The sequence below is a fragment of the Castellaniella hirudinis genome (assembly GCF_042651965.1).
Classification (GTDB): domain Bacteria; phylum Pseudomonadota; class Gammaproteobacteria; order Burkholderiales; family Burkholderiaceae_B; genus Castellaniella; species Castellaniella hirudinis.
This window is the reverse complement of the sequence record NZ_JBHSDY010000010.1, coordinates 529,523-541,985: the sequence shown is the minus strand read 5'-3', so window position 1 is coordinate 541,985 and position 12,463 is coordinate 529,523. Positions and strand designations below refer to the sequence as shown.

Sequence of the window (12,463 nt, the reverse complement as noted above, 5' to 3'; positions counted from 1 at the left end):
GGAACCTCACCATGCTCAAAGGCTTTGCCATCACCCCTCCCATCGTCGGGCGCATCTCCATTGGCCGGATTGTCGAAAAGAACGGCAAGCGCCTGCCGGAGAAAGACGATCAGTTCACCCTGACCACCCAGGTACAGAACCATGACGGCTGGATGCTGCACCCGGCCCACGAAGCGCAGTTGAAACGCTCCCAGGCAACGAAGCTGCGCACGATCCCGGTCATGCTGCCTTTTAATGATCCCGATTTGAACCTGCGGGCGGAATACATCCAGTTCAACCGGGAGACAGGCCGACCCGTGGCGATCAGCGATGGGCTGACCTGTCAACGCCGTACCGGCAAAGGCATGGAAACCATCACCTGTGCAGCCACCCAGGACTGCTGCCGTCACCAGAGCGACACCAAGCCCTACGGACGGCTGTATGTGAAGATCGGAGACGAAGACGATCTGGGCGTTTTCATCTTCCGCACCACCTCCTACAACTCGATCCGGACGCTGGCCGCCCGTCTGCGCTATTACGCGGCTGTCTCTGGCGGTCTTCTGGCAACCCTGCCGCTGGAATTGAAGCTACGCGGCAAGTCTACGACGCAAAGCTATCGCACCCCAATCTATTACGTCGATCTGGTCATCCGGGACGGCATGACGCTGCGCGACGCCATCCAGGAGGCACGGCAGGCCGATGCGGAGCGTCAGGCGCAGGGCTTTGACCAGGCGGCACTGGATGAGGCGGCACGGCTGGGATTTGGGAACGGATCACTCGAGGAAACCGACGATGATCTGCCTGCGGTCGCGGAGGAGTTTTTTCCTGAGCAACAGCAAGCCCACATCCAGCACCCAACTCCAAGTGTGATCAATGGCACAAACCTGTCCGACAAGCTGAAGAAAAAAGCAGAGGCTGTCTTACCATAGCCTCTGTCGGAACAAAGATGCCTTACCCAGAACTGGCCAGCACCCGAATAGGTTGCTGGTCACTCTTCAAAATAATCCGAGTCAATCTTCGGGATCTTCAAAGCCTTGGATGAGACCCCGACCTCATGATCCATCATCAGATTGACCAAGCGAGCACCATCAATCAGCACAATACCTTCGACAGACCTGGCGAAATCTACGGCTTGCGCAGTAAATCCAGACGTAGTCATAAAAATACCTCGCTTCGCCTTCTGTCCTGCCAAAGCGCCATAAAAGGCCTGCAACTCCGGGCGGCCCACTGTGCTCTGCCACCGCTTGGCCTGCACATAGACCTTCTCAAGCCCCAGTTTATCGAGGGAAATCACCCCATCAATGCCACCATCGCCTGTGCCGCCGACACGCTGTAGATCCGTGCGGCTGGTGCCATAGCCCAACTGGTGCAGCACATCCAGCACAATCACCTCAAAACGCGCAGGGGATACTTGCAGAAGGCTCTCATGCAGATCGCTAGCCGTTGCCTCCCGCAATTCTGCTACCGCCTGCATCAAGCGATCATCCGGACTCAAGGATGCTGCACTGACCTGCTGTACCAATGTCAATTCAGGCTCCACCGGCACTGCATCACGTGGACGCAAGGATTCAACTGTTTTGAAGATACTGGCGAGACGTTCGACCTCGCTAGCAGGTAAAGGATCCGGGTGTTGGGCGATATACGCCCGCCCGGCATCCGTAATGCGCCAATATCCGCGTTTAGCACTTTCCGATAGACCAGCGCGTTTTAGACGATCATGCGCCCACCCTGCTCGGTTCCGGTAGACCGACTGCCCACTATCGAGGCTTTCCTGCCTTTGGGCGTCATTCAAACCCAAGGCATTTGCAGCGGCTTCATGGGCGAGACTCGCCTTGATGCCAAGCTCGTCAGAGCTACTTGCCAAAAACCGTAAGAGGGGTTCAATGAATTGATCATAAGTCGGAACGGTCATCTATCGATCCTCGTCTTAAGTATCCAGGATATCCAGCGCAGGCAGGGCATCAATGATCTTCAGGGTCTCTAGGCTGACTGTGATCACGCGCATGAGCAGTTCCAAGGGATACTTGGGATTGCCCATGGTCTCGGTAGCCCAGTCGTTGGCATCATTCACAATGCCACTCGCCTTATCGACCCGCACGGCCTGACGCTCCATCACCCAGGCCAGGGCAGCCTTGCCATTGACAACATAATCCCAGGCACGGTCAGGGATGCCACTGATCGTGATCTTGCCGTTGTAAATGACCGTGCTGCGGTCATCGACGGATTTGCCGGTCTCGGGATCTTTCTTTTTGGCGAACTTCATCTTTTCCACCCGGTAATCGGTGTCCACCAATTCGCCTTTGGTCTGGATCGTCACAGGGTATGGGGTCGCTGCTTCGTACCCCAAGTGCAGATCCGCCAAAGCCCGCCCTGCCCGACTGAAGGCCCAGAAATCCTCTGCCTTTCGAGCCCGTGGAATGCGCGGCAGTTCCTTGCTCAGATTGTCCACGTAGCGTTCGCGGTAATCCGACGAATGCAGGATGCCGTAGACGTAATAGAACAGGTCTTCCTTGGTGATCGACTCACCAGGGTAAGCAGCCTGGAAATGTGCCAGGCCCGCATCCGTGATGGCATCACGGCGCTGCGGTGCCATTTGTCCTTCATGTACTGCAAACAGACTGCCTGCCTCCACAGAGGGCTCCGCCTCATCGTAGAGATAGAGCGGGAAGCACTGTGCGCCACCGTCAGTTTGCAATTCTGGAGGGCAATCAACCATCAGCGCCAAATGACCAACAGAAGATGGCCGCTGCTTCACCATAATCACCAGATTTTGATCATCCCGCCGGGGGAAAAGCCGTGGCATCTGATAGACCCTTTCATTGAAGTCACGATTGAAATACAACCATTGCTTCGTAAAGGGTCGATACAAGCTAGGGACAATACAGACATCGTCATACGCATGCTGGTGCCCCTTGGCCAAATCCTGCTTCAACGCATGCGTCCAACTTATCATCTCAGGTCGCGTGTCGATAAACCCATCGACCGCCTCATCCCGCTGCTTTCTATCCAAGCCGGGATGGGCCGCATCAAAGCGCTGCACCTCAGCGTTATAGAACCCGATCATCCGGCCCATATTGGCGGCAAGATCTTGCTTGCTGGCGTTATAGGCCCAGGCGTCGCGCTGTGTCTTGACGCCGTTGGAGTAGTTCTCGAACAAGGCCTTGACGGTCCGGTCATCCTTGTTGCCCATCGCCAGAAACTGCCCAAAGCGGTCATCCCGCTGGCGCAGCCAGTCCCCATGCGCATCGGGCACAATGGTCTGCCACGCCGGAATCCCGGCCACGCTGGCATAGTGTGCGATCCGGTCCAGCTTGTCCTCACGGCTCAGATAGTCGCCAATATCATGGAAGAAAATCTGGCCCTGCTCCTTGGATCGCGGGTTCTTGACCATCAAAGAGATAGCAATGGGTGCACGGCTGCCACTACCAAAAATCTTCCCGCCTTCCTTGCGCGAGGTATCTCCAGACGTACGTTGATTTCCCCGCAAATGAAAGACATACAGGCTTGAAAATTCATCCGCCAGGCACTGGCGCAACCCATCCGCCGTATTGGCTTCCAGAAACCCTGCATTCGTCACAAACCCGATGATCCCTGCATCACCTAAGCGGTCACTTGCCCAGCGGATTGCACGAATGTAGCTGTCATACAGCGAATTTTTATTGGTGGCACTCGACCGAGCGGCATACGTATCCCGAATCTTGGCATCCAGATCCGGATACGGCACATTGGCATTGTTGGCATTGGCGTCGCCCTGTCCCACCGAATACGGCGGGTTGCCCACAATCACCCGGATATCCAGCTTCTTCTGACGCTTGCGGCGCTTGCTGTTGTCTTCCAGCAGCTGATCGACCAGATCGTCCTTTTCGTACATCTGGAAGGTATCGGTCAGGCAGATCCCTTCAAAGGGCACGTAATCCCCGCCCATCAAGCCATGGTAGGTCGCCTCGATATTGATGGCAGCAATGTAGTAGGCCAGCAACACGATTTCATTGGCGTGGATCTCGTGGCGGTACTTATGTTCAAGCTCCGCAGGCTTGATGAGGCCCGTCTGCAGCAGGCGGGTAATAAAGGTGCCCGTACCCGTGAAAGGGTCCAGGATATGCACCCCTTCGCTGCCCAGACGCTGACCAAACGTTTGCTGCAACAGATGATCGACACTGTGCAGGATGAAATCCACCACCTCGACTGGGGTGTAGACGATGCCTAAGCGCTCGGTCATCTTGGGGAAAGCATTGCGGAAGAACTTGTCATAGAGCTCGACCACGATCTTCTGCTTGCCCAAGGCATTGTCGATGCCTTCGGCGCGAAGCTGCACGCTGGCATAGAAATCCTGCAAGGCGGCGGCCTCTTTGTGCAGGCTTTGCGCGTCCAGTTCATCCAGAATTTTCTGCATGGCCTGGCTCATGGGATTATGGTTGGCAAAGCTGTAGTCCGAGAACAGCGCCTCGAAAACCGGACGCGTGATCAGATGCTGGGCCAGCATCTCGATGATTTCCTCATCGGACACCCGGTCGTTCAGATCATCGCGCAACTCCGCAGCAAACGCCTCAAATGCCTGGCGGGCAGCAGTCTGAGAGCCATCTTCCAGCAAGGCCCGGATACGATCAATGTGCGTCCGGGCGATCTTGGCGATATCGTTGGCCCAGTCTTCCCAGTGGTGACGGTTACCGCACTTGTCGACCACCTTGGCGTACAAGGCGCGTTCGATCTCGCCCACCTCGAAGGCCAATTCCGCCTGTTGCGGCACAGGAAATTCGCGGGGCAATTCCCCCAACTGGTTCCGCCCCCGGGCTTTTGAAAGCGCCTTCTGGCTGGGCGTCTGTCTGGGTACCTTGCGCTGCTGCACCTTGTCTGCGATGGCGATCACTTCCATCCGGCTGCGATCCGGCCCCACAAGTTCCATCTTGTTGACCATGGCATCGAAGCGGTCGTCGTGCGAGCGCAGGGCCTGCAAGACCTGCCAGACCACGGCATAAGTCTTGTTGTCGTTCAAGGCTTCGTGCGGCTCCACCCCAGCAGGAATCACCACCGGCAGCACGACATAGCCCCGCTGCTTCAGATCATTGCCCTGATCGTCCTTGACCGTGCGCATGACACGCCCGACCGATTGCACCACATCCACCTGGGAATTGCGGGGGGTCAGAAACAGCACGGCATCCAGCGCCGGGACGTCCACCCCTTCGGACAGACACCGCACGTTGGACAGGACGCGGCAGGTATCGGGCGGCGTTTCGGCCTTCAGCCAACTGAGTTTTGCTTCCTTTTCTCCGGCATTCATGCCGCCGTCTACGTGCTCGGCTTCGCAAATCAGGCGTGCGCCTTCCTCGATGTCCTCGGCCTCCTGGTAGGCCTCGACCACCGCCTGAAACATGCCCGCAATCTCTTTCGAGCTGACCTTGTGGACTTTGCCTGCCTTGGGTTCGATCACCTGGCAAAAGGCCACAGCGCGGCGCATGGGTTCGGGTACATCGCGGCCATCTTCATGCAGCCCCAGCTTGGCCAGCGCCTTCCAGCAGCCGACGATCTTGGCCGCATCATCCACCCGCAGCGTGTTGTTTTCGTCTTTGAGCAGACCCTGCAAGCGCCGATTGATGTGGGACTCTTCGACAGCCAATACGATGACCTTGTAGTCCACCAGCAGCTTGCGCTTCACCGCCTCGGAAAAACTGATGACGTAGAGCTCGCGCCCATACCAGGCTTCATTGTCCATGGAGTAGAGCGCGACGTTGTCACGCTCGGCCACGGCCTTGGCACTATCACCGTAGATCCGTGGCGTAGCGGTCATGTACAAACGTTTCGAGGCCCGGATGTAGTCCGCATCGTGCACCCGCACGAATGCGCTTTCGTCCTCGTCTGCATAAGTGGCGCCCGTCGTGCGGTGCGCTTCGTCACAAACGATGAGATCGAAATCACCCAGACCGTGCCCCGCCTGGGCTTCATGCAGCACCCCGATCGAATGATAGGTACTGAACACGACGGTCATATGTGCGGCGTCATGGCGCTGGGCCACATGGCGGGAAAGCTGGGCCGCATCCGTAGTGGCGGGATACCGCAACTCATGCGCCAGGGTCTGGATCGCATCGTCCTCTTTACGCCCGCGTTTTTTGCCCACATCATGGTCAGAACAGACCGCAAAGCTATGCAGCGGAACGGCGGCTTCCTGGGTCCACTCGGTCAAGGTTTGCGAAAGCAGCGACAGGCTAGGCACCAGAAACAGCACGCGCCCGCCCGCCCCCGCCAACTGCTCGGCGATCTTGAGGCTGGTGAAGGTCTTGCCCGTGCCGCAGGCCATGATCAACTTGCCACGCTCGGCGGTTTGCAAACCCGCCGTTACAGCCTCCAGGGCGGCCTGCTGGTGAGGCCGAAGCGTCTTGCGCGACTTGAACACCACAGGGGCCTGCGGCTGATAGCGCGACCAGTCGATCTGGCTGGCTTCCAGATCGTGCAGTGTGATCTTAGAAACCGGCGGTTGCTGATCAACCAGAGCGTTTTCTGCATGGTCAGTCCATTGATCAGTGGTACTGACGATCACCCGATGGGCAAAGGGCTTGCGCCCTGAGGCCGTAAAAAAACTGTCGATGTCTTCTTTGCGCAGCCGGTAATCCGCATCGTAGAACTTGCACTGGATGGCGTGAATCTCGCCGGTTCCGGCAACTTCGGCCACCAGATCAATCCCATCATCACGGGCATCGAAACCATGCTCTTGCGCCCAATCAGACCAGGCCCAGACCTGACGGTATAGATCGCGGTATGTGGCCTCGTTTCTGAGGTATGCCAGCGTCAGTTCCTCAAAATACGTCCCTTTCTCGCGTTCAGTGACGGAAGCCTGACGAAAACTTTGAAGAACCGATTGCAGTGCGGTCATATCTGCTGAGCCTGTTCGTGACGTCTTGTGACAATCAAAATGAGATCCGAGGCATTGTCGCATGTCCCTCAACAGCTGCGCTCTACCAAGCTGATCAGGCAAAAAACCGGATACCCCATGCCCTGCCTGGTCCTCACGACCAGCCCGGTGCCGACATTGCCATGAAGCTCCAGAAGTCCATGAAGGAATGGACTAGCTGCGACAGTCCACCCCCATCTCGTTTTCATCAGAAAAACCGCCGAATACCAAAGAGCCGATCATGCGGATTGGTCCGCGTGGATGGCACCTGCGTCGCCTTGGACATGTACTCCGTCATAAACTGCGTCAGAGCCTCTCGCTTCTGCTCATCGTGACGGTTCACCTGCCCCAGACCATCGCCCCACCGGCTCTCATAGTGCGATCTGTTAGCATTGCTGTTGTAGTAGTCGCCCCACCCTCTGGTCGTCCGTTCGACCCAATGATCCCCAATCGACCGGGCGATCCGCACATCCCCTCGATACCGACCTGAATAGAAAATCAGCAGGTGCAGATGCAATCCACCTGTGTCCTCACCTTCCTCCAGTCGCCATAGGCAAGCGTCAATCTCGCTCAAGACACCGCTGCTCGCACGCTCTATCTGACGAAAGAACAAGTCACGATGCCTTTGTATCGTTGGCAGAGTGATGTCCTCTCTGTGCTTCTTTTGATAGTTCACAGTCAGGAACAGCACCAGGCATCGTGATCGCCTGTCGAACATCTCATCTACGAAAGCCTGTGCTGCTCTACCGTTCCTGCGGCATCGAGCCTGATCTGCTCGTACAGCCCGGATGTCACGACTAGGATCAGAGCTTTCTGGGTTAATGGGTTCATGGGTGGAATCCAGCATGTATGACCTCGTTGGTTTGTATCCCAACGGATCAATAGCTCCATTATTTTTTTAATCTTTTCATGCACTTAGAATTCCGACAGGTAGCCTGCCTTTTATTCCATAAGAAGCACATCAACCACGACACAAAAGAAAGAAACCCGAATTATTACTGACGGAATCACTCGAAAGCCTGAATAATTTCTTTTGTTTTTTGATTCAGGTAATTATGTCGCTTGCATCTGCCTCGACTACCAACACTGAAAAAAAAATTGCAGGCATAGAGAATCAGCTTACTGAACAGCCAGCACCGAAATATGCCCCACCCCTGCGGTTGCACGGGGCCGGATCATAATTTCAACATCATGATCCAAGGCGGTCAGAAATTCCATCAGCTTCTCGACTGAAAATTGATCCAGGCGGACATTTTTCAAGGCCGATACCTTCGGCTGAGGAATGCCCAACACCTCTGCTGTTTCACGCTGTTTCAGCCCTCTGGCCTTGATTAGCTGATTAATGGCAAGCGCCAAACGCGCTTTGGTCTGGCGTTCGGCTGCGTCGGGAAAGCCCAGGTCTTCAAAAACATTGGTTGTGCCTTCTGTAACGATGGTTTCTTCGGGGTGGCTCATGACTGACCTCCAATGTTCAAGTAATGTCGCTCGTAGTGCTCCCGAGCAACCTTCAGGCGTTCATGCACAAGGCTAACATCCTCCTTGGGCGTTTTGATGCCAGTTTTCGATTTCTTCTGGAAGGAGTGCAAAACATACACCACACCATCGAAATGCACCGTATAGACTGCCCGGAATGCATCCCCCCGGAAGTCTTCGACCACCTCCAGCACACCAGGGCCCTCACCTTTCCAGTGCTTCGCATGAGGATGCTTGCTACCCAGTTGGGCATAGCTCAAGGCATACCCCATCTCGGACTGGACCTCTACCGGGAACTCCCGGTAGTCCTTCTTGGCAGACCCAATCCAGTGCATCGGCTTTTCCCGCGCTGAAGCCAGAGTTGTCCGTCCTGAAGGCATACGATCCATGATAATTATATCTTATTTGGAATAAATCTAACGATTAACGGTCGCTTTCCGCCGCCCCTTTCGTGCAGACGGCTCCAGCAGTTGATACAACGCCGTCAGCGCCTCCAGCTTTTCATCCACGTAGTCATGCCCGTCATAGTGGCGGGCCTGGACTCCTGCAATGCCATGCGATTGCAACCGCCCCCGCATCTCGCTTGAGATTTTGGCCTTGGCCAACACGGTTTCCACACCAGAGCGCAGCCGCTTGGCCTGAAATGCCGGAATGGCATCCCCCACCGCCTCCACCGCCCAATGACTCAGGGTGGTGGGGGCAAGATGGGTGTCGCCCCCATCCGTGGACAGGGCATACTCACCCTGCGGTTCACACTCACGCAATGCCTTGGCTGCAGCCTCGATCAAAGGAACGGGATGCTCACGGGGCGGGCGGCCCGGACGGCCTTTACCATCGAACAGCATGATCTCACCCTTGCCGATGTCCTGGGTGCGCAGCCGGACAAATTGAGCAATGCGCTGACTGCCTGTGAGCAGATGCAGGCGCAGAACCGCCGCTTTGAAACCGGGTTCATCGCGAATGATGCGCCAATAGGTACGCAACTCTTCTGGCGTGAGAGGATTCTTGTCCGCGTTGTTCTGGGCCTCATCAGGCGCGGTATCAGACACCGGGTTGACGGTGATGCCAAAGTCTTTGAAGGCAACAGGAATACTCGGCTTGGACTTTGCGGCCCGGGCGACCTGATAGGCAGCATGCAGATAGCTGCGCAATTTATTTGCTGTACGTCCCTTCCCGTCATTGAACAGCCTGCGCATCATGTCAGCGATTTGCTCAGGCGTCACATCCATCGCAGGCAATGCGGCCTCTTGAGGCCAAGCCTCTTTCACATGCAGGTTGAAGATGCTGCGGGCATCCGAATGAGAGCTTCGGCCCAGGGATTTCAGATAGTCGCAATAACCGTCACATAAACGGGCCAGGGTATGCTCGTCGGCCTGAGCCTCCGCTGTAGCAGCCGCTCGACGTGCTGCATGAGCAGCCTCTTGCTCCGCACGTTGTTCGCGGGGATCGACACCCGTATCAATCAGCGTCTTGAGCCGTGCCGCCTCCGTGCGCGCCTTACCCAGTTCCCAGATCCGAACATCCCCGATTGTCAGGCGGATGGTCTTGCGAAACAGGCGGGACTCGAAAATGTAGGCACGGGTTCCAGACGCCGTCACACGCAGTGCCAAACCAGGCGTTTTGGCATCCCAATGAAAGGTCTGGTTCTTGCCCGGTTCGCACGGGAGGGATTCAACTCTGGCGGCTGTCAGCGCCTGCTTGAGCTTGCTCATGCGTGGTTTCCTAGAAGATGCCTGCCTACTTCCATGTAGGCACTATGTAGGCAAATTTTAGGGATTCCTATCTATGTCAGTCAACCACATAGATCTACGATATCATTACAAATTAATGATAATTAAGGATATTTTTTTATACCGCCATCATCAATCCATTTCGATCAACGTCATTGATTTCGGACTCATAATCCGTTGGTGCCGAGTTCGACTCTCGGGGGGCCCACCACACCTTCTAAAAGTGCTGGTTCACCATCCGCATCTCACATGCAGTGCCCACGTTTCCTCCTACGGGCACTCTGGATCAAATCCACGTTGTCGTGCCATTCAGGGTACATGCTGACGCCTGAGCCGCGTCCCCGGGTCAATCCGTGGGAAATACCCCACGCCCAAGTGTGACCAATCATGGCCGCCACGGCTGAAATACGGAGAAATCCAACAGCAGTGTAAGCACCGGCAAATCCAGGGGTTCGCGCACCGCGCGCCGGGATCATAATCCCCTCCATGAAGACCCTGTACTCCCGCCGCGCCGGCCGGCTGATCCTTGCGCTGGCCCTGGCATCCGCCCTGGGCGGATGCGCCGTCTACGAACCCGCGCCCGCCTACTACTATGACGACGGCGGGGTCGTCTATGGCGGTCCGACCGTGTATGTGGCGCCCCCTGTCTACGTGGCGCCGCCGACTTACTATTTCGGCTTCAGGTCATGGGGCGGGCATCGTGGCTATGGTCACGGCTGGCACGGCGGCCCGGGCCGGCATGGGGGCCGCGGCTGGCGTCACTGAGCGAGCATGTCACCGCGCGGCGGCGCGCCGGGCGCGTTCCGCCTCGACCCGCTCGGTCACGTCGCGCGCCATGGCGACCGAACCGATCGCCGCACCGCCGGCGTCCTTGACCAGCGCGAAGGTCATTTCCACATAGCATTTGCCGCCGTCTTTTTTCAGGCCCCGCGTCAAGGTCGGACGGCCCTCGAGCTTCATCCGGCCGCTGGCCAGCGCCGCGTCATAGCCGGCCCAGTGGGCCGCGCGCAGGTGTTCGGGGATGATCAGATCCAGGCCGGCGCCCAGCGCCTCGGCTGGCGTAAAGCCGAACAGCCGGCTCGCGGCCTGGTTCCAACGCACGATCTTGCCCGCATGGTCCGCGTAGATCAGCGCATCGCTCGTCTGCTCGACGATCCGCTCCGCCAGGTCTCCGGGCGCCGTCACGGCATCACGGATGTCCGTCAGGATGCGACAGAACAAGGCGGCCGGCATCGAGGTCCGCTCCGGCTCTGATTCTCCGGTCAGGTGCTGGATGTCCAGGCCCTGGGTGGATGCCAGGACACGGCGCAGGCCCTCGTGCTGGGCGAAGCGCGCGCGCAGCGCCCGCTCGACCAGCGCATGGTGCGCGTCGGACCCGAACTCAAGCTGCGTGCCGTCCCAGTAAGCGAACTGTTTTTCCGCCCCCTGGCCGCAGGCTTTGGCGTCCCAGGCCGACGCGGCAAAAGCCTGTTCCCGGGACGCATGGCCCGGGGGAAACTTGATGCCCTGGATGAAGCCCTCGACGGACGCCAGCAGTCGGCCCTCGAATTCAAAGGGCGACAGGCTGAAATTGGACAGGGCGACACCGCGCCAATCATCGGAGGTGAACGAAACATTGATCGTCTTGCGGCTCATGCAGGGACTCCCTTCCACACTTCAACAACAGTTCAACAACACACCGAAACCACCTGCGCCGGCTGCCGGCTCAGGCTGACATAGACGTGGCCGACACCGCTGTCGAAATAGGCGGCCTCGTGCCGGCCGAGCTCGACCGACTCGCCGTTCTCGAACAGGATACGCACCCGGCCCGAGAGCACCATGACGAATTCCTGTCCCGGATGGCGGATGGTTTCCGAGAAATCCCCCGCCTCGCGCGCATTGATCAGCGCCACCAGCGGCTGCATGGTCTTGCCCGGAAACGCGCCGCACAGCACACTGTATTCGTACTGGTCGGTCTCGTAGCGCTGCACGTCGTCGAAGCGGTCCTTGACGACCGTCGGGCTGACGGCCGTGTCCGGCGGCGCATCCGCGGGCATGAACAGGCGCGTCATGTCGATGTCCAGCGCGCGGCCCAGCTGCAGCACTTTTTCGTAGCTGAGCGCGATCTGGCCGCGCTCGGCTTTGGACACGGTGGACACCGCCAGGCCGCTGCTGTGGGCCACCTGTTGCAACGTCAACTGCCGTTCCTTGCGCGCGGCGCGTATCCGCGCGCCGACCTCGTGCCGTCCCGCCAGCCCAAGGGCCGTGACCGAGGCGCGAGCGCCCGGCAGCACCTTGGCTAGGACCTGAACCGCGCGGGCTTTCTTGTGTGTCGAACCGGGCATGATGGCGAAAGAGTGCGATGCGCCCGGATCGGGCGCTTGCGACATTCTATGTCGATCCGGAATCCGGCACCGGA

General features: G+C 57.9%; 10 protein-coding genes. 2 read left to right on the top strand and 8 right to left on the bottom strand.

Features of this window, described 5'->3' with window-relative positions; genetic code table 11:
- Positions 1 to 11 precede the first annotated feature (11 nt).
- The gene (locus tag ACFO0J_RS16175; RefSeq protein ID WP_368647155.1) at positions 12 to 908 is read left to right on the top strand and encodes a recombination directionality factor; all 897 of its coding nucleotides are present in this window, start codon (positions 12 to 14) and stop codon (positions 906 to 908) included.
- Between the two features lie 59 nt (positions 909 to 967).
- Here the strand turns inward: ACFO0J_RS16175 and ACFO0J_RS16170 are convergent, their stop codons facing one another.
- The 6 genes from ACFO0J_RS16170 to ACFO0J_RS16145 form a co-directional block, all read right to left on the bottom strand.
- Positions 968 to 1,891, bottom strand: a complete 924-nt coding sequence (locus ACFO0J_RS16170) for a restriction endonuclease (protein ID WP_368647156.1) — start codon at positions 1,889 to 1,891, stop codon at positions 968 to 970.
- 15 nt (positions 1,892 to 1,906) lie between these two features.
- On the bottom strand, positions 1,907 to 6,844 hold the full coding sequence (locus ACFO0J_RS16165) for a DEAD/DEAH box helicase (RefSeq protein ID WP_368647157.1): 4,938 nt from the start codon (positions 6,842 to 6,844) through the stop codon (positions 1,907 to 1,909).
- A 226-nt stretch (positions 6,845 to 7,070) separates the two neighbouring features.
- Positions 7,071 to 7,709 carry a hypothetical protein gene (locus ACFO0J_RS16160; protein ID WP_368647158.1) on the bottom strand — a complete coding sequence of 213 codons (639 nt, stop codon included), beginning with the start codon at positions 7,707 to 7,709 and terminating at the stop codon, positions 7,071 to 7,073.
- A 272-nt stretch (positions 7,710 to 7,981) separates the two neighbouring features.
- Positions 7,982 to 8,317 (bottom strand): helix-turn-helix domain-containing protein, encoded by a 336-nt coding sequence (locus ACFO0J_RS16155; protein WP_368647159.1) that lies wholly within the window; start codon positions 8,315 to 8,317, stop codon positions 7,982 to 7,984.
- Entirely contained in the window at positions 8,314 to 8,724 is a 411-nt protein-coding gene (locus ACFO0J_RS16150; RefSeq protein WP_368647160.1) for a type II toxin-antitoxin system RelE/ParE family toxin, read from the bottom strand. Before ACFO0J_RS16150 ends, ACFO0J_RS16155 begins: the two co-directional genes overlap by 4 nt.
- A 27-nt stretch (positions 8,725 to 8,751) precedes the next feature.
- A complete protein-coding gene (locus ACFO0J_RS16145; RefSeq protein WP_368647161.1) occupies positions 8,752 to 10,047 on the bottom strand; it encodes an integrase arm-type DNA-binding domain-containing protein in 1,296 nt (431 codons plus the stop codon).
- Positions 10,048 to 10,551: 504 nt separating this feature from the next.
- Between ACFO0J_RS16145 and ACFO0J_RS16140 the strand changes: the two genes are divergently transcribed.
- Entirely contained in the window at positions 10,552 to 10,830 is a 279-nt protein-coding gene (locus ACFO0J_RS16140) for a hypothetical protein (protein ID WP_376814099.1), read from the top strand.
- Positions 10,831 to 10,839: 9 nt separating this feature from the next.
- Here the strand turns inward: ACFO0J_RS16140 and ACFO0J_RS16135 are convergent, their stop codons facing one another.
- Positions 10,840 to 11,700: a PAS domain S-box protein gene (locus ACFO0J_RS16135; protein WP_376814098.1), complete on the bottom strand. Its 861-nt coding sequence runs from the start codon at positions 11,698 to 11,700 to the stop codon at positions 10,840 to 10,842.
- A 32-nt stretch (positions 11,701 to 11,732) separates the two neighbouring features.
- Positions 11,733 to 12,434 carry a helix-turn-helix domain-containing protein gene (locus ACFO0J_RS16130; protein WP_376814097.1) on the bottom strand — a complete coding sequence of 234 codons (702 nt, stop codon included), beginning with the start codon at positions 12,432 to 12,434 and terminating at the stop codon, positions 11,733 to 11,735.
- Positions 12,435 to 12,463 lie beyond the last annotated feature (29 nt).

What these genes read in the sequence shown, in the direction of transcription:
- ACFO0J_RS16175 (WP_368647155.1), top strand. Translation starts at nt 12, where the DNA reads ATGCTCAAAGGCTTTGCCATCACCCCTCCCATCGTCGGGCGCATCTCC.
- ACFO0J_RS16170 (WP_368647156.1), bottom strand. Translation starts at nt 1,891, where the DNA reads ATGACCGTTCCGACTTATGATCAATTCATTGAACCCCTCTTACGGTTT.
- ACFO0J_RS16165 (WP_368647157.1), bottom strand. Translation starts at nt 6,844, where the DNA reads ATGACCGCACTGCAATCGGTTCTTCAAAGTTTTCGTCAGGCTTCCGTC.
- ACFO0J_RS16160 (WP_368647158.1), bottom strand. Translation starts at nt 7,709, where the DNA reads ATGCTGGATTCCACCCATGAACCCATTAACCCAGAAAGCTCTGATCCT.
- ACFO0J_RS16155 (WP_368647159.1), bottom strand. Translation starts at nt 8,317, where the DNA reads ATGAGCCACCCCGAAGAAACCATCGTTACAGAAGGCACAACCAATGTT.
- ACFO0J_RS16150 (WP_368647160.1), bottom strand. Translation starts at nt 8,724, where the DNA reads ATGGATCGTATGCCTTCAGGACGGACAACTCTGGCTTCAGCGCGGGAA.
- ACFO0J_RS16145 (WP_368647161.1), bottom strand. Translation starts at nt 10,047, where the DNA reads ATGAGCAAGCTCAAGCAGGCGCTGACAGCCGCCAGAGTTGAATCCCTC.
- ACFO0J_RS16140 (WP_376814099.1), top strand. Translation starts at nt 10,552, where the DNA reads ATGAAGACCCTGTACTCCCGCCGCGCCGGCCGGCTGATCCTTGCGCTG.
- ACFO0J_RS16135 (WP_376814098.1), bottom strand. Translation starts at nt 11,700, where the DNA reads ATGAGCCGCAAGACGATCAATGTTTCGTTCACCTCCGATGATTGGCGC.
- ACFO0J_RS16130 (WP_376814097.1), bottom strand. Translation starts at nt 12,434, where the DNA reads ATGTCGCAAGCGCCCGATCCGGGCGCATCGCACTCTTTCGCCATCATG.